This is a genomic window from Mycobacterium neumannii, from assembly GCF_048452905.1.
Lineage (GTDB): Bacteria > Actinomycetota > Actinomycetes > Mycobacteriales > Mycobacteriaceae > Mycobacterium > Mycobacterium neumannii_B.
In genome coordinates, this window is record NZ_JBCGVF010000007.1 from 321084 (window position 1) to 343890 (window position 22807).

Here is a 22807-nt window from a genome sequence, read left to right on the forward strand (position 1 = left end):
TTTCGGCGTCGGCGGCACATTGTGGAACCTCTGTGTATTTTCGGGATTGCTGCTCGGCCGAGTCGCCGGATGTCTACGCTACGTTCTCCTGGTCACGCTCAAAGGGACTCATATGAATGCGTCACGTCTCACCGCTCCGAGGCTGCTCTTCGCCGCGTGCGCTGTGGCCGCCTCCGGTCTGCTTCTTGCCATCGCACCGCCGGCGGCCGCCCAGCCGAGCGACATCGCTCCTCCAGGACCCGGCCCAACCGCGTCCGACGTGATCCCGGCAGTGGGAGTGCTCGAAGGAATGTGGCAGCAGTACGTGCCCCGGAACGTGGCCCCGCCCGACCAGATGGGCGCGGTCGACCGGTTCTTCAACGACTTCGTTCCGACCGCGACCCATGTCAGCGACTTCTTCACCATCATCCAGCAGTTCCGCGGGCCACTCGGCTACTAGACGGTGACGCCCGCTGCTCCAAAGTGGCGGCCGGTCAATCGCTTTGGGGAGTGAGCAGCCGCTCGACGTACTTGGCGATCACGTCCACCTCGAGATTGACCAGCGTACCGACCTCGGCACGGCCGAGCGTCGTGAGATCGAGTGTCGTGGGAATCAGCGACACCTCGAACCAGTCGTGTCCGAGCCCGGAAACCGTCAGCGAGACACCGTCGACGGTGATGGAGCCCTTCTCCACCACATACCGTGACAGCGCGGTCGGAAGCGCGATGCGCACCACGACCCAGCGATCCGACGGGGTGCGCGCGATCACGTGACCGGTGCCGTCGACGTGGCCCTGGACGATGTGACCGCCTAGGCGGCTGTTCACCGCAGCCGCCCGCTCGAGGTTGACCCGGCCGCCCACCGCGAGACGGCCGAGGCTCGAGCGGTTTAGCGTCTCCCCGATCACATCGGTGGTGAACGTCGCACCCGGACGCACCTCGACAACGGTGAGGCAGACACCGTTCACCGCGATCGAGTCACCGTGGCGAGCGTCCGATGTCACGAGGGGCCCGCGAATGGCGAGCCGCGCGAAATCGCCAAGATCTTCCTTGCCGACGACCTCGCCGACCTCTTCGACGATTCCGGTGAACACCTCGCCAGACTAGCGAGATCGCCGCCTCCTCCGGCGTGGGCCTGTTCGCCCTGGCAGCGCCCGCGCACCGAGTCGGTGCGCTCGGACCCTTTACGATGCACTCATGCCCACGCGCCTCCTCACGATCTTCGCCGCCCTCGTTGCCGCCGTCGCCCTTGTGGCGGGTTGCTCCTCCACATCGGAGGAGTCCACGAAGGACCTCCCCGACGGCGCGACCCTGCTGCAACAGTCCAGCGAAACGACCAAGAAGCAGACCAGCGCGCACCTGAAGCTGCAGGTGCAGGGCACGATCGAGAAGTTGCCGATCGAGCAGCTCGAGGGTGACTTGAGTAACGCGCCCACGTTCACCGCCCAAGGGAAGGTCAACCTGCTGATGGGGGGCCAGCGTATTGAGGGCGTGGAGTTCGTGGTCTTCGACGGCGACCTCTACGCCACTCTGACGCCCGGGGGCCCATTGTCGAACTTCGGCCCTGCCGTCGATATCTACGACGCTTCGCTGATCCTCAATCCCGAGACTGGTTTGGGCAACGTGCTGGACAACTTCTCGGATTCGAAGGCCGAGGGCCGTGAGACGGTCAACTCCGTAGAGACCGTCCGCGTCACCGGTAATGTCAGCGCCGATGCGGTCAACAAGATCGCGCCGCAACTCGAAGTGACGGGTTCTGTCCCTGGAACAGCCTGGATCGCCGAGGACGGCGACCACAAATTGGCCCAGGTCAAGTTGCAGATCGACTCTGATAGCAGCGTCACTATGACGATGTCGGAATGGGGCAAACCAGTGACTGTCAACAAGCCGCCGGCCGCCTAATGTCGATTCCAACGCGAACCACGGGCACCGAAACCTCCCTGACCACGGGGTCGAATCGGCGAATCGCAATCAGCGCCGGCGGCCTCGCGGTGCTGCTCGGCGCCCTCGACACCTATGTCGTGGTCGCGATCATCACCGACATCATCATCGATCTCGGTATCCCAATAAATCAGCTCCAGCGGGTGACCCCGATCATCACCTGCTACCTACTCGGTTACATCGCCGCGATGCCGCTGTTGGGCCGGGCCTCGGACCGGTTCGGCCGCAAATTCATCCTTCAGGTGAGCCTGGCCGGCTTCGCGGTCGGATCCGTCGTCACCGCGATGTCGAACGACCTGGTCCCCATGGTGATCGGCCGCACGATCCAGGGCGTCGCCAGCGGCGCGCTTCTGCCGGTCACGCTGGCGCTGGCCGCCGACCTGTGGGCCAGCCGCAACCGCGCCACGGTGCTCGGCGGGATCGGCGCCGCGCAGGAGTTGGGCAGCGTGCTGGGACCGCTGTACGGCATCGCCGTGGTGGCGGTGCTGAACACGTGGCGCGACGTCTTCTGGATCAACCTGCCATTGGCGGCCGTCGCTATGGTGCTGATCCACTTCAGCCTGCCCTCGCGCCTCAAACCCGAGAACCCCGAACGGGTGGACGTCGTCGGCGGAGTCCTGCTGGCCGTCGCGCTCGGCCTTGCGGTGATCGGGCTCTATAACCCGGCACCGGACGGCCGCAAGATCCTGCCGAGTTACGGGCTTCCGGTGCTTTTGGCCGCACTGGTGGCCGTCGTGGCCTTCTTCGTTTGGGAGAGGTACTCCCGCACACGCCTGATCGAACCCGCCGGCGTGCATTTCCGGCCGTTCCTCGCCGCGCTGGGCGCGTCCCTCTGCGCGGGCGCGGCGCTGATGGTGACGCTGGTCAACGTGGAACTGTTCGGGCAGGGAGTGCTCGGCAAGAACCAGACCGACGCGGTACTTCTGCTGCTGCGCTTCCTGATCGCGCTACCCATCGGCGCCGTTATCGGCGGGTGGGTCGCGACCCGCATCGGAGACCGACTGGTGGCCTTCGTCGGCCTGATGATCGCCGGAGGCGGCTACTACCTGATCTCGATGTGGGGCACCGACGTGCTGACCACTCACCACGACCTCGGGTTCATCGCCCTGCCCGTGCTCGACACCGACCTGGCGATCGCCGGCCTCGGCCTTGGCTTGGTGATCGGGCCGTTGACCTCGGCGACGCTACGTGTGGTGCCGGCCGCCCAGCACGGCATCGCGTCGGCGGCCGTGGTGGTGGCCCGGATGATCGGCATGCTCATCGGCCTGGCCGGTTTGACCGCATGGGGTCTGTACCGGCTCAACCAGCACCTTCAGACCCTGCCATTCCCGCCGGCCAACACGCTTGCCGAACGACTGGCCGCCGAAGCGACCCGCTATCGCGAGGCCTACGTGCTGCAGTACGGCGACATCTTCCTCGTCACGGTCGTGGTCTGCGTCGTCGGCGCTTTGTTGGGCCTGCTCATCGGCGGCAAGCAGGAGCACGCCGACGAACCGGCGGAATTGGTCGGGGAAACGGCCGCGGATCGCGTCGATGGCGCCTAGCAGCGCTCGAGGCCGGGGCGCAGCAGCGGCGGCTCGGCCGGCGTGACCGGCGCGGCCTCCTTTGCGACGGCCTGGGCAGGCTGAACCCGGAAGGTGTCGCAGATCAACGCCTTGAGGGTTCGAGGGTGCATCGGGCGATAGCTGAGCCAGTCCTGCAGTGCAGTCATGGGTCGTCGTCCTTTGTTCGTGCTCACCAGCGCGCAAATCGTCGGTGAAAGCGCGACTACGGCGGGCCATACACGGCCCACTCTGGTACGAGTGTACCGACGTGAACGCCCTGATTGACTCCTCGACGCGCGGGGTATGCGTGGCATCACACCTAACCTCAACGGAGAAAGCTCATGGCAAGTTCACTGAATGGCAAGAAGATTGCGTTCCTGGTTGCTACCGAAGGTGTCGAGCAGGTCGAGCTGACGGAGCCATGGAAGGCCGTCGAGCAGGCCGGGGGCACCCCTGAACTGGTGTCGACGGAGGTCGGCAAAATCCAGGCGTTCAACCACCTGACCCCCGCCGACACGTTCGAAGTTGAGAAGTCCGCCGATTCGGTGTCGGCGTCCGACTACGCCGCGTTGGTGCTGCCCGGCGGCGTGGCCAACCCGGATAACCTGCGCATGAACGCCGACGCGGTCGCGTTCGCAAAGAGCTTCTTCGATGACGGCAAACCGGTCGCGGTCATCTGCCACGGACCGTGGACGCTCATCGAGGCGGACGTGGTGCGGGGACGCACCATGACGTCGTGGCCCAGCGTGAAGACCGACCTGGTCAACGCCGGAGCCAACTGGGTGGATGACGAGGTCGTCGAATGCTCGCGTGGGCCAAACACTTTGGTGTCCAGCCGCAAGCCCGATGACCTGCCGGCCTTCTGCAACACATTGGTCAGCGCTTTCGCGAAGTAGCCGAAACCCCACGCACCAAAGACCATAGCCGGGGTAACGTCGCCTACATGCTCATCGCCGCGCTGCGCGACATGCAGTGGCGAAGGCGACGTTTCGCCATCGCGGTGTTGTCCACCGCGATCATTTTCGGAATGACGCTGGTTCTCACGGGTCTGGCCAACGGTTTCCAGACCGAGGCCGAAAGGACCGTCGACAGCCTCGGTGTCGACCAGTTCATCGTGAAGGCGGGCGCATCGGGTCCCTTCGTGGGGGCCACACCGTTCGCGCCCGTGGAATTGCGCCGTATCGCTGCCGCTCCCGGCGTCGACGCCGCCGCCCCCCTGGCCTATGCCGGCGGCACGGCCACCCTCGACGGGGCGACACGCAACGTCGACATCTTCGGCGCGCCCGAACGCGGACCGGGCATGCCCGCCGTCGTCGAAGGGCGTGCGCCCACGACCCCCGACGAAGTCGCGGTGTCCACCACATTGGGTCGTGGCGTCGGCGATGAGGTCGAGATCGCCTCTCAGACGCTGCGTATCGTCGGCCTGGTGGAGAACTCGACCGCATTGGCGAACCTGCCGAATGTGTTTCTCACCACAGAGGGTGCACAGCAGTTGGTGTACGGCGGTGAGCGTCTGGTCGCCTCCATCGGTGTCCGCGGTTCACTTGAGCAGGTGCCGAACGGTTATCGGGCGGTCGACCGCGGCGGAGCGATCGAGGACCTGCTGCGGCCGTTGAAGGTGGCCGTCAACTCCATCACGATTGTCGCGATCCTGCTGTGGATCGTGGCCGCGCTGATCGTGGGTTCGGTCGTCTACCTGTCCGCACTGGAACGGCTGCCAGACTTCGCCGTCTTCAAAGCGATTGGGGTGCCTACTCGTTCGGTGATGGCCGGGCTCGCCCTGCAGGCGGTGATCGTGGCGCTGCTGGCCGCGTTGGTCGGCGCCGGGCTGTCGCTGCTGCTCGGACCGCTGTTCCCCATGCAGGTGATCGTGCCCACAGAGGCCTTCGTCGCGCTGCCGGTGGTCGCGGTGGTGATCGGCCTCATCGCCAGCGCGGCGGGGTTACGTCGCGCCGTGTCAGTCGATCCCGCACTGGCCTTCGGGGGGCCGTGAGCCCATGGGCGATCTGGCGATCCAGAATCTCATCGTCGAGTACACCAGCGGCGGGCACGCCGTGCGCCCGATCGACGGCTTGAACCTCGACGTCGCGGCCGGCTCACTGGTGATTCTGATGGGCCCGAGCGGATGCGGGAAGACAACGCTGTTGTCGTGCCTCGGTGGGATCCTCCAACCCACCTCGGGTGCGATCAAATTCGGCGACGTCGAGGTGACCTCGCTCGGCGCCAACGAGCTCGCGACATACCGGCGCGAGACGGTGGGATTCGTGTTCCAGGCCTTCAACCTGGTGCCCAGCCTCACCGCGGTCGAGAACGTGATGGTGCCGCTGCGCGCAAACGGCATGTCGCGCCGGGCTTCCCGGAAGCGGGCGGAACAGCTGCTGGCGCGGGTAGGGCTGCAGGACCGTCTCGACCACCGGCCAGGTGATCTCAGCGGCGGGCAGCAGCAGCGGGTGGCGGTGGCCCGGGCGATCGCGCTCGATCCCCCGCTGATCCTGGCCGACGAGCCCACGGCGCATCTGGATTTCATTCAGGTCGAAGAGGTGCTGAAGCTGATTCGCGAGCTTGCCTCCGACAACCGGATGGTGGTCGTCGCGACACATGACAGCCGGATCCTGCCGCTGGCCGATCGGGTCGTCGAGATGGTGCCGAACTTCGCCTCCGGCGACCGCCCACCGGAGACCGTAGAGCTGGAAGCCGGTCAGGTGCTGTTCGAGCAGGGCACCATGGGTGACCAGATCTACATCGTCGATGACGGCGAGATCGAGATCATGCGCGAACTGGCCGGCGGCGGTGAGGAATTGCTGAAGTTGGCGATCGAAGGCGACTACTTCGGCGAGATCGGGCCGCTGTTCCATCTGCCCCGGTCAGCGACGGCCAGGGCGCGCACCGACGCGACCGTGGTGGGCTACACGGTGCAGGCTTTCCGGAAACGGTTGGGGATGGCCGGAGTCCGCGACCTCATCGAGCACCGTCCGCTGAGCGGCGAATTGGACGAGGGTCCGCCGGACACCGAGGGCCCGGCTACCCCGGAATGAGGCTCAGCAGCACGTCGGGGCCGATGGGTTCAATCTTGTCGAAGCGCCACCGCTGGGCGTGCGCGATGCTCAGCACACCGACATCGTCGACCGCGGTAATCGGGCCACCGAGAAGGATCGGTGCGACGTAAGCCAGGATCCGATTGATGACGCCGGCGCGCAAGAACGCGCCCGCCAACGTTGGACCACCCTCGAGCAGCACATCGGTGCGATCGGACAGCGCCTTGATCACTTCGTGGGGATCGCGGGTGCGGATCACCATCGTGCGGGAGTCGTCGTTGAGAACCCTTGCCTCTTGCGAGATTTCGCGCTCTCCGACGACGACGCGCAGCGGTTGACGGTCGGCGAGAGTGCCATTGGGGAGTCGCGCCGTCAGCGCAGGATCGTCGACGAAGACAGTGCCGGTACCGACCACGATCGCATCGGCGACGGCGCGCCTGCGGTGCACATCCGCACGGGCGGCTTCGCTGGTGATCCACTGGCTGCTACCGTCGGCCGCCGCGCTGCGACCGTCCACGCTGGTCGCGAATTTCCATGTCACATGCGGTGATCCGGTGCGCTGCTTGTGCAACCACTCGCGCAGCGGGCCGCCCGCCACCGTGTCGCCGAGCACGCCCCCGGTCACGGCCACCCCCTCCTCGGCGAGCCGCGCCGCCCCACCCGCAGCGATCGGGTTCGGGTCGGCGACCGCATACGCGACCGCCGAGACACCGGCAGCGACAAGCGCATCCACGCAGGGCGGGGTGCGGCCGTAGTGATTGCACGGTTCGAGCGCCACGACGGCGGTGCCTCCCGCGGCGCGCTCTCCCGCCCTACGCAAGGCCACCACCTCGGCGTGCGGCCCGCCGGGAGGCTCCGTGGCCCCCACACCGGCCACCTCGCCGTCGCTGTCCAGGATTACCGCTCCGACCGGCGGATTGGGATAGGTTGAGCCCTTGACCTTCTCGGCCTGTTGGACCGCCAGCCGCATCGCGGCCTCCAGATTCATGCCCGCAGGTGCTTGGAGGCGGCGGCGGCCTGCCTGCGCAACGACTCCACCGCCGCCGCGGGGTTCTCTGCGCTGTAGACGGCCGAGCCCGCGACGAAGCAGTCCACCCCCGCCTCGGCCGCCTGCTCGATGGTGTCGGCGTTGATGCCGCCGTCGATCTCGACGACGATCGTCAACTCGCCGGCGTCCACGAGGCGCCGCGCCGTGCCGACTTTCACCAGCACTTCCGGAATGAACTTCTGGCCGCCGAATCCCGGCTCCACCGACATGATCAGCAGCGTGTCGAACTCCGGCAGGATCTCCAGGTACGGCTCCAGCGGGGTGCCCGGCTTGACCGAGAGCCCCGCCTTGGCGCCCGCGGCGCGGATGTCTCGGGCGACGCCGACCGGGTTGTCGGTGGCTTCCGCGTGGAACGTGACGTTGTAGGCGCCCGCTTCCGCGTACGGCGGCGCCCAGCGTTCGGGGTTCTCGATCATCAGGTGGCAGTCCATCGGAATGTCGGTCACCTTCAGCAGCGACTCGACGACGGGCTGACCGATGGTCAGGTTCGGAACGAAATGGTTGTCCATCACATCGACGTGCAGCCAGTCCGCACCGCGCACGGCCTCGGCTTCGTCGGCGAGCCTGGCGAAGTCGGCGGCCAGGATCGACGGCGCGATTAGGGGTCCTGCCATGGGCCTACCCTACTTTGAGCGCGGCGGCGAACATCGCATCGGTGCCGTGGCGGTGCGGCCACAACTGCACGTGCGGCCCATCGCCGAGATTGTCCGCGGGCGCGAACAGCGGCCGGGTGTCCAGCGCCGTCACGGGGTGTCGGCGCAGCGCGTCGGAGACGACGCCCACGGTCTCGGCCAGGTGCGGCGAACAGGTGGCGTAGAGGACCACCCCTCCCGGCCGCGTCAGCCGGATCGCCGACGCCAGGAGTTCACGTTGCAGCTTCGTCAACGGCGGCACGTCACCTGGCTTGCGTCGCCACCGTGCCTCGGGCCTGCGCCGCAGCGCGCCGAGGCCGGTGCAGGGGGCGTCTACGAGCACCCGGTCGAAGCCGGGTTCCACGCCGGGCTCGCGACCGTCGACGCGCAGCACGTCCACGGGCAGGCCGCCGGTGTTCTGTTCGACGAGCTCGGCGCGCGCGGGTGCGGGCTCCACCGCGGTGACCCGGGCGCCGTCGGGCGCCAACGCGGCCAGCATGGCCGTCTTCCCGCCGGGGCCCGAGCACAGGTCAAGCCAACGTCCGCCGTCGGTGCCGTCGATTTCGGCCAGGGTCAGCGCCTGCGCGACGAGTTGGCTGCCCTCGTCCTGTACCAGCGCATTGCCGTCACGCACCGCCTGCAACCGCCCCGGGTCACCGCCGGTGAGGTACACCGCGTACGGCGAATATCGGCCGACCGTGCCGTCGACCTGCGTGGCCAGCTCATGCGCGGTCAGCGCTCCCGGGCGCACGGCGAGGTGCACGGCGGGCCGAGCGTCGTCGGCGGCGAGCAGCGCGTCGAGTTCACCGGCGTCGGCGCCCAGCGCATCGGCGAAGGTCTGCGCGACCCACCGGGGGTGCGCATGCACGAACGCCGAATGACCGATGGGGTCGGTCGTCGCGTCGGGGGCCAGTTCCGCGACCCAGGACTGTTCGTCGCGCGAGGCGATCTTGCGCAACACGCCGTTGACGAAACCCGCACGGGCCGAATCGAACTCGATGCCGGCCTGTTCCACGGTGGTGGACACCGCGGCGTGTTGTTCGACCCGCGTGCGCAGCAGCTGGTAGGCGCCCAGCCGCAGCAGGTCCAGCAGGACGGGGTCGATCCTGTCGGTGGGGCGGCCCGCGACGTGACTGATGACAGCGTCCAGCAGCCCTTTGGTCCGGCAGGCGCCGTACGCGAGTTCGGTGGCGAACGCCGCGTCACGGCCGCTGATGCCACGTTCCCGCAATAACGCCGGCAGCGCGAGGTTGGCGTAGGCGTCCTTCTCCGAGACGGCGCGCAACACGTCGAACGCGACCCGGCGAGGCGGGTCCAGAGGCTTGCGCCGTTGCGGACGGTTGCTGCGGGGCTTGATCATTCGGCTGTCATTCGGCTCGTGCCGAATCATCGAGGCGGGCGCCGCGGGCCCAGTCGGCCGCGTTCATGAGCTTCTTGCCCGGTGGCTGAACCTGCCCAAGCAGCGCAGGGTGCGACGCGGTGCCGATGCGCACACCGTCGCGACTGACGCGGATCGCGCCTGGCGCCAGAGGCTGCGAGGCCTCGTCGATGGTGACGGGACCGACTTTGACGCGAAGGTCACCGATCATCGTCCAGGCGCCGGGACTCGGTGTGACGGCGCGGATCCGCCGCTCGACGACATGGGCGGGCAGATCCCACCGCACGCGTGCCTCGTCGACGGTGATCTTGGGGGCGATCGTCACCCCCTCCGGCGGCTGCGGTACCGCCGTCAGCGTGCCGTCGGCGATTCCGTCGAGCGTGCGATCGAGCAGCTCCGCACCTGAAATCGACAGTCGCTCAAGGAGATCACCGGCCGTGTCCGTCGACCGGATGGTTTCGGTGACGACGCCGTAGACGGGACCGGAGTCGAGGGCCGGTTCGATGAGGAACGTGGTCGCGCCGGTCACGCTGTCCCCTGCTGCGATCGCCGCCTGCACCGGCGCGGCTCCACGCCACGTGGGCAGCACCGAGAAGTGCAGGTTCACCCAGCCGTGTTCGGGCACGGCGAGCAGCCGCTCGCTGAGCAGTGCGCCGTAGGCGACCACCGCGCAGCATTCCGGTGCGAGTTCGGTCAGTTCGGCGATGAACTCGTCGGAGTTCGGCTTCGACGGCCGCAGCAACGCGATGTCGTGCTCGAGCGCCACCCGCGCGACCGGCGACGGTGATGGTTTGCCGCGCCGACCCGATGCGGCATCGGGGCGGGTCAGCACAGCGATGACGTCGTGACGTGGCGATTCGATGAGACGGCGCAGCGCAGGCAGGGCGGGTTCCGGGGTGCCGGCGAAGACGATGCGCACCGCGTCAGTCTAGAGACGGCGGCGGTGACGACATCCGGGTGCTCAGCGCGGGGTCTGGTAGTACTCGCGTTCGGACACGCCGGTCATCGGTGCGACGAACATCCACGGGATCGTGGTGATCAACCGGTTCAGTGTCGCGACCGAGTCGTTGTAATACTGGCGCGCGAACGCGAGTTTGTTCTCGCTGTCGGTGAGGTTCTCCTGCAGATTGAGAAAGTTGTTCGACGAGTTCAGCTGCGGGTAGTCCTGGCCGAGCGCCAACAGCGGGGCCAGCGCGGTGTCGAGTTGCTTTTCGGCGGCGCTTCGTTGGGCCACCGACCTGCCGGTGGTGGCCGAGGTCAGCGCGGCACGCGCATTGGTGACGTGGTCGAGGATGCCCTTCTCGTGCGCGGCGAAGGTCTGCACGGTGTGCACAAGGCTTGGGATCAGCGACGCGCGACGCGTGAGCTCGACGTCGATACCGCTCAGCGCCTCGGCGACGCGTACGTCGGCCGAGCGCAGTTTGTTGTATCCGACGACGAAGACGATGAACGCCAGCACCGCCAGCACCAGTGCGATCGTCAGTAGCAGCGTCACCATGAGCCGCCTCCTCCCCCTCCGCCGCCGCCACCGCCGCCACCACCGCCGCCGCTGGACCCGCCGCCCCCGCTGGACGACTGTGAGGCGGTGTACGCGCCGATCGACGACGACAACGCGGACTCAAAGCTGTCGAAGTTCGATCCGCCGGAGCCGCCGACCAATCCCATACCGCCGTATGTGGTCGAGTTGTACCAATCCGGCTGTGGCGCAGCAGTTCCCATCGTCGTCTCGTACTTCTTGGCCCACAGTGCCGCGGCGCCCGCAGCGACGGCGAACGGAACATATGCCGAGTAGAGGTCTTTACGCGCCCCGAAGTCGAAACGCGCCTCGGCCGAATCGGTTGTCAACATGCGGTGGAAACCACCTGCACGCGACCAGAGTTCGCGGCCGGCCTCGGTGCGCCTGGTCCCCACGCCCGCGGCCCACGAACCGATGGACAGCAAGAAGAACGCCGCGAACGGCACCGCCCACATCGTGGTCGGAAAGAGCCAGCGGAAGACGGCGCACAGCATGAGCACGAAAGCGATCGCGTTCGCGGTGCGAAGCCAGAGTTCGTTGCGTCGTTTGACGAGAAGCTTGTTGTCGAAGGCCCAGTTCTGGACGGCCTTGGCCAGATCGGTCTTGGCCTTGTTGAGCTTCTGCCCCGACTTGACGGTCTTCTTCGCTTCGAACTCGCCGCCCGGATGCAAAACCTTCAGCACCGACCCGACGGTCACACTGACCGGGTCCACGTCGACCCATGCGCTGTGCTCGGCGATGCCGCGGATCCGCCAATGCTTCTCGCTGACCTGGCGCAGTTCGACCAAGCCCCGCTCGGCGAGGTAGAACAGCGTCGCGGTCAGGGCTTGTTTGGGGACTGCCTCGGTCCGGATGTACTCCGTCTGCACGGGGCCGAGCCCCTCCGGTGGCGCGTACTGCAGTGGGAAACCCGGCGACGGTTCGACCGTGGTGCGGTACCACAGCAGACCGGCCAAGCCGGCCGCCACGGTCAGCGCCGCCACCCACAGCGCTCCGGCCAGCGACTGGCCCAGTACGCGATCCCATTCATAGGTCCAGGGCAGCTCGGTCCGCGGCGGCGTCGGCACGTCCACACTTGCCCGTACCGTCACCGGCGTGCGCGGCGGGAGGTTTCGCGCCGAGAATTCCACCCGGTTCCCCGCCGTCGTCAGGCCCAGGCACTGCCCGCCGACGCCGTATCCGACCGAACACTGCACGCGGGGAACGTCTCCGGGCAGCCCGATCGAGATGTCGGCGCGCTGGATCCGGTTGTTCCAGGCCGGCGCGATCACATTCCAGAAGAACACCGACCCGGTTGCACCGGGTTCACCCGACGATGTGGCGAATCTCCGGTCCGCGCCGGTGGTTCCGGGATCGAGGACACCATCGATGGAGTAGCGGATTTCGTATACGTGCTCGCCGTAGCTCAGGTAGCTGTCGGGATCGCCGATCTTCGCGACCCGGAACCGCTCACCGTCTTCCCACAGCAGCTCGTAGGGCGCTGGGTCGCCGTCGAGAAGGATGGAGTCGATTTCCGGCACTTGGCGCACGTGAGGACTGTTGGGGTTGGTCACATCCCAGTACCGGAAGATGCCGTGCCTGCCACTGGGAAAATCCGCCGTGATGGTCTCGACGGCGTCGAGCCGTCCGTCCTCGTCGACGACGAGGTCCACGTCGTAGTCCGTGATGACAACGGGGTCGTCGGCGGGTGCGGCCTCCGAACCACCACCGCTGAACACCACCGGCCAGAGCACCGCAAATGCCAGAACCAGCAACGTGATCGACCACGCGAACAGCCGGCGCATGCGGTCCTCCTGTTGCGTGCGATGCCAGGTTTTCGGTTCACCCTAAGTGCAGCGGGCCGATTTGGGCGCGAACTGGCCATCGGGTCACCCGATGTGCAGCGGGTCGATCTGGACGCGAACCGGCTGTTGGTCGTGACGGGCGCTGAGCACCGCGGTGGCCCGGCGCAGGGCCGACGATAGGGCCAGTCCGGTGTCACGGGGAACCCTCAGCAGCATCCGGATCACCGTCGTGTCGGAGGCCAGTCCCGGCGGTCGGCGCGCCCCGACCGGCAGATCGACCGGGCCGAGTTGTTCGGTGCCGTCAGGCGTGTCCGCGGTGTCGAGCAAGGCGTGCACCGCCTCGGGCGGTCCGTCCACCGCGGCCATGTGCACGTCGGGCGGCAGGCCGACTTCAGCGCGCGCGTTCAGCTCAGCATCGGCATGGCCGACGGGATCCCAGCGGATCAGCGCCTGCACGGTCGGTATCGCGGACTCCGCCACCACCGCGATCACCCCGCCGTCGCCGCGGTTGCGTACCAGGGCGGCCGCGGCCATCCACCTGCGCAAGGTGTCCTCGGCCGCCCGCAGGTCCTGGCGGCCGAGCAGTGCCCAGCTGTCCAATAGCAGCGCGGCGCCGTAGCCGCCCGCGGCCACCGGTTCGGCGCCGGGGGTGGCGACCACGACAGCGGACCGCGCCGGGACCTCGGCGACCATCGCATCACCGCCGGAGGTGATGACCGTGGTGCCCGGAAATGCCCTGCCGAGTTCCTCGGCGGTTCGCCTGGCCCCGACGACGACCGCACGCACCGCATCCGAGCCGCACCGCACACAGCGCAGCGACGGGTGGGCGCGCCCGCACCACCGGCATACCGCGCCTGAGGCATCGCGGTCGGGAAGCGACAACGGCCCCGTGCAGTTGCGGCACCGGGCGATGGTCCGGCAGCGCCCGCACGCGAGCGCGGGTACGTATCCGCGGCGGGGTACTTGCACCAGCACCGGGGAACCGGACTCCAGCGCTTTGCGCGCGGCCTGCAGCGCCATCGACGGGAGCCGGGCCGACCGGGCGGCCGGGTCGCGTTCCTGTTCGAAACCGCTGTCGTCGAGGGCGATGACACGCGGTGAGGCCGACCGCACCACCGGCCGGAGCGCGACCAGGTCGTGCGCCCAACCGCTGCGCACCAGCGCCTGGGCCTCCGCGGTCCTTGCGAATCCGCCGATCAGTGCGGCGCAGCGGAGCTGATGTGCCCGCAACATCGCCACTTCACGCGCATGCGGATAGGGCGCACGAGGTTCGGCGAGCGTGTCGTCGCCGTCGTCCCACACCATCACCAGGCCGAGATCGGCGACGGGTGCGAACACCGCGCTGCGGGTGCCGATGACGAGTTGGGCGCTGCCGCGAAGCACCGACAACCATCGCCGATAGCGTTGCGCGGGACCGAGTCCCGCCGACAGCGCCACCACCACGTCTTCGTCGAGGAGGCCGAGCGCGGCGGTGTGCACCGCGTCGATGTCGCGTTGATCCGGCACGATCACCAGCACACCGCGGCCGGAGTTCGCCATCACCGCGGCGGCTTCGGCCAGCCGGTCGGGCCACGCTTCGCCGGGCAGCGCCTGCCAGACCGCGCGTGCGGCACGTCCGCCCGCCACGGCCGTTAGGAACTGCTCACCTCTGCCGTAGGCGTTCCAGGGGTCGGTGTCGACGGGTCGCGGGTCGATCGGCGCCGTCTGAGGTGGCTGCTGTTTCTCGACCCGGGCGTGCCGCGGCGGGATGGCCAGCCGCAGAACGTCCGCGCGGGTGCCGGCGTAACGGGCCGCGACGCCGTCGGCCAGTCGACGGATCTCGGGCGTCAGCACCGGTTCGGGCGAGACCACGCGATCGAGCCAGCCGAGCTTGCCGACGTGGTCGGTTTCGGACCGCCGCTCCAGAATGAACGCGTCGACCAGCCGGCCGTGGAACCGCACCCGGACGCGGACGCCGGGTTGCGCGTCGTCGGACTGCTCGGCCGCGACGAGGTAGTCGAACTCGCGGTCGAGGTGGGGAACGGTCAGCATCGGCAGCACACGCGCGACCGGCTCGTGCTCGGCAGGCTGTCTGGTGGCGCCCGGGCGGGCCGGGCTGTCGGACCCCGTCACGCAGGATTGGTAGCAGACGGCACCGACGTCCTGCCGAAGAAGAACCCGGCGGTGATGAGCAACAGCGAGGCCGCATACACCCACCAGATCGGCAGCGCAAGCGCCTCGGAACCCAGCACGAACTTGCCGATCCCGATCATCGCATCCGACACCGCGAAACACACCGCGCCCAGCGCCGTCCACGGCGTGGGCAACCGGGCCATCAGCGCGGCGCACACCATCGCACCTAGCACCGCGATGTACAGCGTGACCGGTACGGCCATGCCCTCGGCGATGAGCCGCGGCCAGAACCACACCAGCAGGGCCAGGCAGGCCGCGACCGTGACCGCGGCGGCGGCCAGCCTCGGACCGGAACGCGTGACCAACGGCCACAGCGCGCCCAGGAAGCACAGGTGGGCGACGAGGAACGCGGCCAGCCCGAGCATGAACGACGGCTCCCACCACGGCAGTGCCAACAAAAAATCCCCCGCCGCCGAGAACAGCAGCGCGGCCACCAGCCAGCGTCGCTCCCGGGCGATCGGATGCGACAACGCAGCCGCCGCGAGCAGCACCGCCGCGGCGGCCTTGACCGCGGGCTGCAACGCGAACTGGCCGGTGAGCTCGGCGCCGGCGGGCAGCCGCACCGCGGTCGCGATCAGGAACAGCCCGTAGCAGGCGGCCACGACGGCGGCGGCCACCCACAGAAGCCGGGTCCGCCGATGAACGTACGGTGTCCCCATGTCAGTCCCTGAGGTAGGGCCGGCCAGCCCGGAACCCATCGACGCCATTCTGCTGAAGGTACTGCAGGCAGTTCCGTTCCAGTTGACAACCGACGGGGGCGTGCGGGCCGCGCGTGAACGGTTCAACGCGCTGCCGCGCGTCGAGATCCTCCCCGAGGTGCGTGCCCAGGACCGCACGGTCGAGGGGCCCGGTGGTCCGATCCCGGTCCGGGTGTACCGGCCGCCGACCGCGTCAGACGCGCACGCCCCCGTGGTGGTGTTCTTCCACGGCGGCGGCTGGTGTGTCGGTGACCTCGACAGCTACGACGGCACCGCGCGCCGGCATGCGGCCGACGCCGAGGCCGTGGTGGTATCCGTCGACTATCGGCTGGCACCAGAGCACCCATACCCCGCCGCCGTCGACGATGTGTGGGCGGTGACGCAGTGGGTCGCCGCGAACGCGGACGAGCTGTGCGTCGACGCGGGCCGGCTCGCGGTGGCCGGCGACTCGGCGGGCGGCAATCTTGCCGCGGTGGTGGCGCAGTTGGCGCGCGACGCGGGCGGCCCGGAGATCTGTTTCCAGCTGCTGTGGTATCCAGCGACGACGTGGGACACCACGTTGCCGTCGTTCGCCGAGAACGCCGACGCGCCGATCCTCGATTTTGCTGCGGTAGGCGGCTTTTCGCGGTGGTATGTCGGTGACATGGACCTGTCGGACATGCCCGCGACGCTGGCGCCCGCGCGCGCCGAGGATCTGACCGGCCTGCCGCCGGCCTACATCGCGGTCGCGGGCCATGACCCGTTGCGTGACGACGGCGCCCGATATGCGGAGTTGCTGTCGGCCGCCGGGGTTCGTGTCGAACTGCACAATGCTGAATCGCTCGTGCACGGCTACCTCGGCTATGCCGGGGTAGTGCCCGCCGCGACCGAGGCCACCGAACGGGGATTGAGGGCGCTACACGCCGCGTTACACCCGGTGTGAACACATCGAGATCCATCGACATCGTGCACGCGTTCTGGGACGAGGTCTGGAACGCCCACGACCCAGCCGCGGCGGACCACTTCGTGGTCGAGGACTTCGTGATCGTCAGCGGTGGGGAGACGGTGCGCGGCCGCGAGAATTTCAAGGAATGGATCGCCGGCTTCCTCAGCAAGGTCGACGACTTGCACCTGGACGTCGTCGAGTCGTTCGAGAGCGCTGACGGCAGCCGCGTCGCGTCGCGGTGGCAGCTGACCGGGAAGAACAACGGCTACCTCGGAAGCGCGCCCGACGGCAGCGATATCGCGATGACCGGGACGGCCGTGTGGGCGGTCGGCGAGGACGGCAAGCTGCTCACCAACTGGGTCGAGCGCAGTGCATGGGAGTTGTCGCAGCGGCTGAACATCGAGGTACCGTGAGCGAGATGTGAGCGACACGGGGAGGCCCTATGACAGTGCCCGATCACGACACCATCATCGTCGGTGCTGGCTTCTCCGGTATTGGCGCGGGAATCAGCCTCGACAAGGCCGGTCTCGGCGACTACCTCATCATCGAGGCGGGCGACGGGCCCGGCGGGACGTGGTACTGGAACACGTATCCCGGTATCGCCGTTGATATTCCGTCGTTCTCCTACCAGTTCTCCTTCGAGCAGAGCCCGGAATGGACCCGCACGTACGCACCGGGGCACGAGCTGCGCGCATACGCCGAGCACTGCGTCGACAAGTACCGTCTGCGGCCAAAGATCCGGTTCAACACCAAGGTGCTCGGCGCGGTCTTCGACGACGACCAGAACCTGTGGCGGGTAGAAATCGACTCCGGCGATGTCGTCACATCCCGCTTCCTGATCAATGCGTGCGGCGCGCTGGTCACCCCGAACCTGCCCGACATCGACGGCGTCGACTCGTTCGCCGGCGTGACCATGCACACCGCGCGTTGGGATCACTCGCAGGACCTGTCGGGCAAGCGCGTCGCGGTCATCGGCACTGGCGCCTCAGCGGTGCAGGTGATCCCGGAGATCGCACCCGTCGTCAAGCAGCTCACCGTCTTTCAGCGCACACCGATCTGGTGTTTCCCGAAGTTCGACGTGCCGCTGTCGCCAACGGTGCGGCGGATGATGCGGCTGCCCGGCGGCCATGTGGTGCAGCGGCTGATCAGCCAGGGGTTCGTCGAGCTCACCTTCACGCTGCCCGCGCAGTACTTCACGATCAACCCGATAGCCAAGAACATGTCCAAGGCCGGCGAAGCGTATCTGCGTAAAGAAGTCCACGACCCGGAGGTCCGCGAAAAGCTCACGCCCGACTACGCGGTCGGCTGCAAGCGGCCCGGCTTCCACAACACTTATCTGTCGACGTACAACCGCGACAACGTCGAGTTGGTCACCGAGCCGATCGACAAGATCACCGGTTCGGGCGTGGCCACTGTCGACGGCGCGACCCGCGAGGCCGACGTCCTGATCCTGGCCACCGGGTTCAAGGTCATGGACACCGACGAGATGCCGACCTTCTCGGTGACCGGGGCCGGCGGCCGGTCCTGGAGTCGGCACTGGCAAGAACACCGGCTGCAGGCCTACGAGGGCGTCAGCGTGCCCGGCTTCCCGAACTTCTTCACGGTATTCGGGCCGTACGGCTATGTCGGCTCGTCGTATTTCGCGCTCATTGAGACGCAGACGCACCACATCGTGCGCTGTCTCAAGCACGCCCGACACAAGAGCGCCCGCCGCGTGGAGGTCACCCAGGAGGCCAACGACCGCTACTTCGACGAGATGATGCGCAAACGGCACCGCCAGATCTTCTGGCAAGAGAGCTGCCAGCGCGCCAACAGCTACTACTTCGACAAGAACGGCGACGCCCCGCTGCGGCCGACCACCACACTCGAGGCGTACTGGCGCAGCCGCCGCTTCCCGCTGCGGGATTACGCGTTCAGTTCGTAGGTCTCCATCGCGCCGAGGCCGACGAAATGGCTGGGATCAGCCGTCGAGGGCGACCAATTCGTCAGTTTCGGCGCTGGGCAGACGAACTAGACGGACCCTTCTCGTCCGACTCCTCAACGCGGCTCGTACCTCGCCGCTTGATCGTCCTCAGACGGCGGCCTTGAGCTCGTCGACCTTGTTCAGCTGCTCCCAGGGCAGCTCGACGTCGGTGCGGCCGAAGTGGCCGTACGCGGCGGTCTGCGCGTAAATCGGGCGCAGCAGGTCGAGGTCGCGCACGATCGCGCCGGGACGCAGGTCGAATACCGAGGTGATGGCTTTCTCGATGCGGCCCGGATCGACGGACTCGCTGCCGAACGTCTCGACGAACAGACCGACCGGAGCAGCCTTGCCGATCGCGTAGGCGACCTGGACCTCGACGCGCTCGGCCAGACCCGCCGCGACGACGTTCTTCGCCACCCAGCGCATCGCGTAGGCCGCCGACCGGTCCACCTTGGACGGGTCCTTGCCCGAGAATGCGCCGCCGCCGTGACGGGCCCAGCCGCCGTAGGTGTCGACGATGATCTTGCGGCCCGTCAGCCCCGCATCACCCATGGGGCCGCCGAGCACGAACTTGCCGGTCGGGTTCACCAGCAGGCGGAAGTCGGAGGTGTCCATCGAGTCGTGGCCCAGGTCGGCGAGGACGGTGTTGACGACCTTTTCGCGGATATCCGGCGTCAGCGTCCCCTCGAGGTCGATGCCCGCCGCGTGCTGCGTCGACAGCACGACCGTGTCGAGGCGCACCGGGGTCGTGCCGTCGTACTGCACGGTGACCTGGGTCTTGCCGTCGGGGCGCAGGTAGTCGAGCACACCGCTCTTGCGAACCTCGGTCAGCCGGCGCGACAGCCGGTGTGCGAGCGCGATCGGCAGCGGCATCAGCTCGGGCGTGTCCTTGATCGCGTAGCCGAACATCAGGCCCTGGTCGCCCGCGCCCTGCAGGTCGAGCGGGTCGCCCGCACCCTCGACGCGGGTCTCGTGCGCGGTGTCGACGCCCATCGCGATATCGGGTGACTGACGACCGATGCCGACATTGACGCCGCAGGTCTCACCGTCGAAGCCCTTCTCCGACGAGTCGTAGCCGATCTCCAGGATGCGCTCGCGCACCGTGGTGGCGATGTCGGCGAAGGCCTCCTTGGCCGTTGTCGTCACCTCACCGACGACGTGCACCTGCCCGGTGGTGACCAGCGTCTCCACGGCAACCCGCGATTTGGGATCCCCCGCGAGCAAAGCGTCGAGCACCGAGTCGCTGATCGCGTCGCAGATCTTGTCGGGGTGGCCCTCGGTTACCGACTCACTGGTGAACAGCCGAGCTTCACTCACGGTGTGATCCTTCCGCTCAAGTCATCTTGAGGTAGTTAGTTCATCAAATTGTAGGCGTGCCCTGTTGCACCCAAGCCTGTGCTTGACTCGCGCGCAAGCATTTCACGCAGCCGGATGCGTGATCCGCGTTACCCGCTGCCGCTGTGCAGGAAGGCCACGATCGCGTCCACGATACGGCTGGCCATCAGCGTTTTCGAACCGTGCTCCAGTGTGGACTCCGCGCCGTCGGCCGCGAGCAGCCAACCGTCGTTGTTGTCCACTTCGAACGCCCGATTCTCGCCCACCGCATTGACCACGAGCAAATCGCATCCCTTGCGCTGCAGCTTCGCGCGAGCGTGGTGAAGCACGTCGCCGTTCGCGTCGCCGGTCTCGGCAGCGAACCCCACGATGGCCCGCATATTCGGCAGCTGCCCGTCGGCGCGGGCCCGCACTGCGCCGGCGAGCACGTCCTCGGTGCGGGTCAGTTCGATGACCGGCGCGGCGGCGTCCGGATCGGCGGACTTCTTGATCTTGCTGGTCTGCATCTGCGTGGGCCGGAAATCCGCGACCGCGGCCGCCATCACCAGCACGTGCGCGTCGGGTGCGTGCTTGGACACGGCGTCCTTGAGCTGGGCGGCCGAGCCGATGTGTACGACGTCGACGCCCGCCGGGTCAACCAGTCCGGCGGTGTTGCCGGCGATCAGCGTGACGTCGGCACCGCGCTGGGCCATCACCCGCGCCATCGCATAGCCCTGTTTGCCCGAACTGCGGTTGCCGATGAACCGCACGGGATCGATCGGCTCGCGCGTCCCGCCCGCGGAAACCAGCACCTTGACCCCTGCCAGGTCGTAGGGCAGGGCGTCCGGTCGCGTCAGCAAAAGTTGGGCCAGCGTGCTGATCTCCTCGGCCTCGGGCAGGCGGCCCGCGCCGCTGTCGGCTCCGGTCAGCCGGCCCGACGCGGGTTCGAGGACGACGGCACCGCGACGACGCAGTGTGGCCACGTTCTCCACCGTCGCGGGGTGGAACCACATTTCGGTGTGCATGGCCGGGGCGAACAGCACCGGACATCGCGCGGTCAGTAGCGTCGCGGTCAGCAGGTCGTCCGCGCGGCCCGCGACGGCCCGCGCCAGAAGATCCGCGGTGGCGGGGGCGACGACGACCAGGTCGGCCTCCTGGCCGAAGCGGACGTGCGGCACCTCGTGGACGTCGTCCCAGACGCCGGTGTGAACGGCATGGCCCGAGAGGGCCTCGAAGGTGGCGGCACCGACGAACCGCAGCGCGGACTCGGTGGGGACGACGCGGACGTCGTGTCCGGCCTCGGTGAGCTGTCTGACCACCGTGGCCGCCTTGTAGGCGGCGATACCACCGGCGACGCCGACGATGATCCGCTTGGGCTCCATGGCGGCCGCTCCCCTATGCCTCGCGGTGTTGCTACTCGCCTTCGGTGTGCTCGAGCAGGTCGGCGTGGATCTCGCGCAGCGCGATCGACAGCGGTTTCTCCTGCAGGCCGGGCTCAACCAGCGGGCCGACGTACTCGAGGATGCCGTCGCCGAGCTGGTTGTAGTAGTCGTTGATCTGGCGGGCGCGCTTGGCGGCATAGATCACCAGCGCATACTTGCTCGACGCGCGATCCAGCAGCTCGTCGATGGGCGGGTTGGTGATGCCCAACGGCGTGTCGTAGGCGCTGGCTGCGGACGTGTCGAAGTCGTCCACAGCTGCCAGCTGCGTGTCGGCGTGCGGGGTGCTCACGAAAAATTCTCCTGGCGGGTTTAGCTGAATGCGAGATAGCTGTCGGGCCTGCGGCGCCGTCTCCGGCGCGTACTTATCTGTGGCCCACCAGCAAGGATACCAATTCGGCGCATGCAGACTCCAATTGACTGTTCACGACCACGGCGTCGAAGTCGTCCTGTGCGGCGAGTTCGGCTCGCGCGGTCGCCAGCCGGCGCTCCATCGCCTCGGGTGTCTCGGTGCCCCGTCCGGTCAGCCGGTTCTTCAGCTCTTCCCAGCTCGGCGGCGCCAGGAAGACGGTCAGGGCCTCGGGCATCGCGGACTTGACGGCCCGCGCGCCCGCGAGATCCACCTCGATCAGAACGGGCCTGTCGGCGGAGATCGCCTCGCGGACGGGCCGGGCTGGTGTTCCGGAGCGGTGCAGCCCACCGTGGATCTCCGCCCATTCGAGCAGGGCGCCGTCGGCGATCAGTTCATCGAATTCGTCAGGGGTCACGAACGAGTAATCAACGCCGTCGACCTCACCCGGGCGCGGCGCCCTGGTGGTGACGGACACGCTGAAGTGCAGGTCGGGAACGCGTTCGCGCAGACAGCGAACGACGGTCGACTTCCCGACGGCAGAGGGGCCGGACAGCACGACTACCCGGCCGGCCCCTCGGCCGGCGCTCAACTTAGGCGCCTAGGACTGGTCGAACTTTTCCAGCAGCGCCTTGCGCTGACGATCGCCGAGACCGCGCAACCGGCGGGTCGGGGCGATTTCGAGTTCGGTCATGATCTCCTGCGCCTTGACCTTGCCGACCTTGGGCAACGCCTCCAGAAGCGCCGAAACTTTCATCTTGCCCAAGACCTCGTCGGTCTCGGCATCCTTGAGCACCTGCTTGAGGTTGGTGCCGCCGCGCTTGAGCCGATCCTTCAATTCGGCTCGGGCTCGACGTGCGGCGGCAGCCTTCTCCAACGCGGCCGCGCGCTGTTCGTCGGTCAACTGGGGAAGGGCCACGGGTTCCTCCGTCTCATCACCATCAATTTTCACTGCCTCGGCTGATAGGGAAAACCCAGAAACAGCCAGCGACGACGACCGTACCCACGCATGCTGACGAAAGCGAACCCCACCCCCTGGTTACGGCGTCAAAAGCCCAGCGTGTCGGGCAGTCGCGCCCGACACGCGCCT

General features: G+C 67.9%; 24 protein-coding genes. 9 read left to right on the forward strand and 15 right to left on the reverse strand.

The window, feature by feature from the left end; translation table 11 throughout:
- Positions 1 to 112 precede the first annotated feature (112 nt).
- Entirely contained in the window at positions 113 to 439 is a 327-nt protein-coding gene (locus AAHH99_RS21800; RefSeq protein WP_418770558.1) for a hypothetical protein, read from the forward strand.
- 34 nt (positions 440 to 473) lie between these two features.
- Here AAHH99_RS21800 and AAHH99_RS21805 read toward each other — a convergent pair whose 3' ends face one another.
- Entirely contained in the window at positions 474 to 1073 is a 600-nt protein-coding gene (locus tag AAHH99_RS21805; protein WP_418770559.1) for a riboflavin synthase, read from the reverse strand.
- Between the two features lie 103 nt (positions 1074 to 1176).
- On the opposite strand from AAHH99_RS21805, the gene AAHH99_RS21810 reads away from it, so the two are divergent.
- Both AAHH99_RS21810 and AAHH99_RS21815 read left to right on the forward strand, forming a co-directional pair.
- Positions 1177 to 1881, forward strand: a complete 705-nt coding sequence (locus tag AAHH99_RS21810) for an LppX_LprAFG lipoprotein (protein WP_418770560.1) — start codon at positions 1177 to 1179, stop codon at positions 1879 to 1881.
- Complete coding sequence (locus tag AAHH99_RS21815; protein ID WP_418770561.1) at positions 1881 to 3464, forward strand: MFS transporter; 1584 nt, start codon at positions 1881 to 1883, stop codon at positions 3462 to 3464. Before AAHH99_RS21810 ends, AAHH99_RS21815 begins: the two co-directional genes overlap by 1 nt.
- Here AAHH99_RS21815 and AAHH99_RS21820 read toward each other — a convergent pair.
- Entirely contained in the window at positions 3461 to 3631 is a 171-nt protein-coding gene (locus AAHH99_RS21820; protein WP_418770562.1) for a hypothetical protein, read from the reverse strand. The genes AAHH99_RS21815 and AAHH99_RS21820 overlap by 4 nt on opposite strands.
- 174 nt (positions 3632 to 3805) lie before the next feature.
- On the opposite strand from AAHH99_RS21820, the gene AAHH99_RS21825 reads away from it, so the two are divergent.
- The 3 genes from AAHH99_RS21825 to AAHH99_RS21835 are packed head-to-tail and all read left to right on the forward strand — an operon-like array spanning position 3806 to position 6499.
- Entirely contained in the window at positions 3806 to 4360 is a 555-nt protein-coding gene (locus AAHH99_RS21825; protein WP_418770563.1) for a type 1 glutamine amidotransferase domain-containing protein, read from the forward strand.
- A gap of 47 nt (positions 4361 to 4407) precedes the next feature.
- Positions 4408 to 5457: an ABC transporter permease gene (locus AAHH99_RS21830; RefSeq protein ID WP_418770564.1), complete on the forward strand. Its 1050-nt coding sequence runs from the start codon at positions 4408 to 4410 to the stop codon at positions 5455 to 5457.
- Between the two features lie 4 nt (positions 5458 to 5461).
- Positions 5462 to 6499 carry an ATP-binding cassette domain-containing protein gene (locus AAHH99_RS21835; RefSeq protein WP_418770565.1) on the forward strand — a complete coding sequence of 346 codons (1038 nt, stop codon included), beginning with the start codon at positions 5462 to 5464 and terminating at the stop codon, positions 6497 to 6499.
- On the opposite strand, the gene ribD is transcribed toward AAHH99_RS21835, so the two are convergent.
- The 8 genes from ribD to AAHH99_RS21875 form a co-directional block, all read right to left on the reverse strand.
- Positions 6486 to 7487 (reverse strand): bifunctional diaminohydroxyphosphoribosylaminopyrimidine deaminase/5-amino-6-(5-phosphoribosylamino)uracil reductase RibD, encoded by a 1002-nt coding sequence (gene ribD, locus AAHH99_RS21840; RefSeq protein WP_418770566.1) that lies wholly within the window; start codon positions 7485 to 7487, stop codon positions 6486 to 6488. The genes AAHH99_RS21835 and ribD overlap by 14 nt on opposite strands.
- Entirely contained in the window at positions 7484 to 8161 is a 678-nt protein-coding gene (gene rpe / locus AAHH99_RS21845; protein WP_418770567.1) for a ribulose-phosphate 3-epimerase, read from the reverse strand. The genes ribD and rpe overlap by 4 nt, the downstream gene beginning before the upstream one ends.
- Before the next feature lie 4 nt (positions 8162 to 8165).
- Positions 8166 to 9536, reverse strand: coding sequence for an RsmB/NOP family class I SAM-dependent RNA methyltransferase (locus AAHH99_RS21850; RefSeq protein ID WP_418770737.1), 1371 nt, complete (start codon positions 9534 to 9536; stop codon positions 8166 to 8168).
- A 10-nt stretch (positions 9537 to 9546) separates the two neighbouring features.
- Positions 9547 to 10476: a methionyl-tRNA formyltransferase gene (gene fmt / locus AAHH99_RS21855; RefSeq protein WP_418770568.1), complete on the reverse strand. Its 930-nt coding sequence runs from the start codon at positions 10474 to 10476 to the stop codon at positions 9547 to 9549.
- Between the two features lie 42 nt (positions 10477 to 10518).
- Positions 10519 to 11055: a LemA family protein gene (locus AAHH99_RS21860; RefSeq protein ID WP_418770569.1), complete on the reverse strand. Its 537-nt coding sequence runs from the start codon at positions 11053 to 11055 to the stop codon at positions 10519 to 10521.
- On the reverse strand, positions 11049 to 12857 hold the full coding sequence (locus AAHH99_RS21865) for a DUF2207 domain-containing protein (protein WP_418770570.1): 1809 nt from the start codon (positions 12855 to 12857) through the stop codon (positions 11049 to 11051). Before AAHH99_RS21865 ends, AAHH99_RS21860 begins: the two co-directional genes overlap by 7 nt.
- An 84-nt stretch (positions 12858 to 12941) precedes the next feature.
- On the reverse strand, positions 12942 to 14888 hold the full coding sequence (locus AAHH99_RS21870; protein WP_418770738.1) for a primosomal protein N': 1947 nt from the start codon (positions 14886 to 14888) through the stop codon (positions 12942 to 12944).
- Between the two features lie 77 nt (positions 14889 to 14965).
- Positions 14966 to 15688, reverse strand: a complete 723-nt coding sequence (locus tag AAHH99_RS21875) for a lysoplasmalogenase (protein WP_418770571.1) — start codon at positions 15686 to 15688, stop codon at positions 14966 to 14968.
- Here AAHH99_RS21875 and AAHH99_RS21880 point away from each other — a divergent pair.
- Genes AAHH99_RS21880 through AAHH99_RS21890 form a run of 3 tightly spaced genes read left to right on the forward strand, consistent with a single transcriptional unit; the run spans position 15687 to position 18576 of the window.
- The gene (locus tag AAHH99_RS21880) at positions 15687 to 16649 is read left to right on the forward strand and encodes an alpha/beta hydrolase (RefSeq protein WP_418770572.1); all 963 of its coding nucleotides are present in this window, start codon (positions 15687 to 15689) and stop codon (positions 16647 to 16649) included. The genes AAHH99_RS21875 and AAHH99_RS21880 overlap by 2 nt on opposite strands.
- Complete coding sequence (locus AAHH99_RS21885) at positions 16646 to 17065, forward strand: ester cyclase (RefSeq protein WP_418770573.1); 420 nt, start codon at positions 16646 to 16648, stop codon at positions 17063 to 17065. The genes AAHH99_RS21880 and AAHH99_RS21885 overlap by 4 nt, the downstream gene beginning before the upstream one ends.
- A 29-nt stretch (positions 17066 to 17094) precedes the next feature.
- Entirely contained in the window at positions 17095 to 18576 is a 1482-nt protein-coding gene (locus AAHH99_RS21890) for a flavin-containing monooxygenase (protein ID WP_418770574.1), read from the forward strand.
- A 147-nt stretch (positions 18577 to 18723) separates the two neighbouring features.
- Here the strand turns inward: AAHH99_RS21890 and metK are convergent, their stop codons facing one another.
- From metK to mihF, 5 genes are all read right to left on the reverse strand, one after another.
- On the reverse strand, positions 18724 to 19932 hold the full coding sequence (metK, locus tag AAHH99_RS21895; protein ID WP_418770575.1) for a methionine adenosyltransferase: 1209 nt from the start codon (positions 19930 to 19932) through the stop codon (positions 18724 to 18726).
- A 128-nt stretch (positions 19933 to 20060) separates the two neighbouring features.
- Positions 20061 to 21311 (reverse strand): bifunctional phosphopantothenoylcysteine decarboxylase/phosphopantothenate--cysteine ligase CoaBC, encoded by a 1251-nt coding sequence (coaBC, locus tag AAHH99_RS21900; RefSeq protein WP_418770576.1) that lies wholly within the window; start codon positions 21309 to 21311, stop codon positions 20061 to 20063.
- Positions 21312 to 21342: 31 nt separating this feature from the next.
- Complete coding sequence (rpoZ, locus tag AAHH99_RS21905; protein WP_064395447.1) at positions 21343 to 21660, reverse strand: DNA-directed RNA polymerase subunit omega; 318 nt, start codon at positions 21658 to 21660, stop codon at positions 21343 to 21345.
- 73 nt (positions 21661 to 21733) lie between these two features.
- Positions 21734 to 22309, reverse strand: coding sequence for a guanylate kinase (gmk, locus tag AAHH99_RS21910; protein WP_418770577.1), 576 nt, complete (start codon positions 22307 to 22309; stop codon positions 21734 to 21736).
- Between the two features lie 9 nt (positions 22310 to 22318).
- Positions 22319 to 22636 (reverse strand): integration host factor, actinobacterial type, encoded by a 318-nt coding sequence (gene mihF, locus AAHH99_RS21915; RefSeq protein ID WP_003889986.1) that lies wholly within the window; start codon positions 22634 to 22636, stop codon positions 22319 to 22321.
- Between the last annotated feature and the right edge of the window lie 171 nt (positions 22637 to 22807).

Bases quoted from the DNA above. Each gene is read 5' to 3' on its own strand.
- coaBC (WP_418770576.1), bottom strand. From the start codon at position 21,311: ATGGAGCCCAAGCGGATCATCGTCGGCGTCGCCGGTGGTATCGCCGCC.
- AAHH99_RS21890 (WP_418770574.1), top strand. From the start codon at position 17,095: ATGACAGTGCCCGATCACGACACCATCATCGTCGGTGCTGGCTTCTCC.
- AAHH99_RS21860 (WP_418770569.1), bottom strand. From the start codon at position 11,055: ATGGTGACGCTGCTACTGACGATCGCACTGGTGCTGGCGGTGCTGGCG.
- rpe (WP_418770567.1), bottom strand. From the start codon at position 8,161: ATGGCAGGACCCCTAATCGCGCCGTCGATCCTGGCCGCCGACTTCGCC.
- AAHH99_RS21825 (WP_418770563.1), top strand. From the start codon at position 3,806: ATGGCAAGTTCACTGAATGGCAAGAAGATTGCGTTCCTGGTTGCTACC.
- AAHH99_RS21810 (WP_418770560.1), top strand. From the start codon at position 1,177: ATGCCCACGCGCCTCCTCACGATCTTCGCCGCCCTCGTTGCCGCCGTC.
- ribD (WP_418770566.1), bottom strand. From the start codon at position 7,487: ATGAATCTGGAGGCCGCGATGCGGCTGGCGGTCCAACAGGCCGAGAAG.
- AAHH99_RS21880 (WP_418770572.1), top strand. From the start codon at position 15,687: ATGTCAGTCCCTGAGGTAGGGCCGGCCAGCCCGGAACCCATCGACGCC.
- AAHH99_RS21830 (WP_418770564.1), top strand. From the start codon at position 4,408: ATGCTCATCGCCGCGCTGCGCGACATGCAGTGGCGAAGGCGACGTTTC.
- AAHH99_RS21875 (WP_418770571.1), bottom strand. From the start codon at position 15,688: ATGGGGACACCGTACGTTCATCGGCGGACCCGGCTTCTGTGGGTGGCC.
- AAHH99_RS21865 (WP_418770570.1), bottom strand. From the start codon at position 12,857: ATGCGCCGGCTGTTCGCGTGGTCGATCACGTTGCTGGTTCTGGCATTT.
- AAHH99_RS21870 (WP_418770738.1), bottom strand. From the start codon at position 14,888: ATGCTGACCGTTCCCCACCTCGACCGCGAGTTCGACTACCTCGTCGCG.
- AAHH99_RS21835 (WP_418770565.1), top strand. From the start codon at position 5,462: ATGGGCGATCTGGCGATCCAGAATCTCATCGTCGAGTACACCAGCGGC.
- AAHH99_RS21820 (WP_418770562.1), bottom strand. From the start codon at position 3,631: ATGACTGCACTGCAGGACTGGCTCAGCTATCGCCCGATGCACCCTCGA.
- AAHH99_RS21800 (WP_418770558.1), top strand. From the start codon at position 113: ATGAATGCGTCACGTCTCACCGCTCCGAGGCTGCTCTTCGCCGCGTGC.
- AAHH99_RS21815 (WP_418770561.1), top strand. From the start codon at position 1,881: ATGTCGATTCCAACGCGAACCACGGGCACCGAAACCTCCCTGACCACG.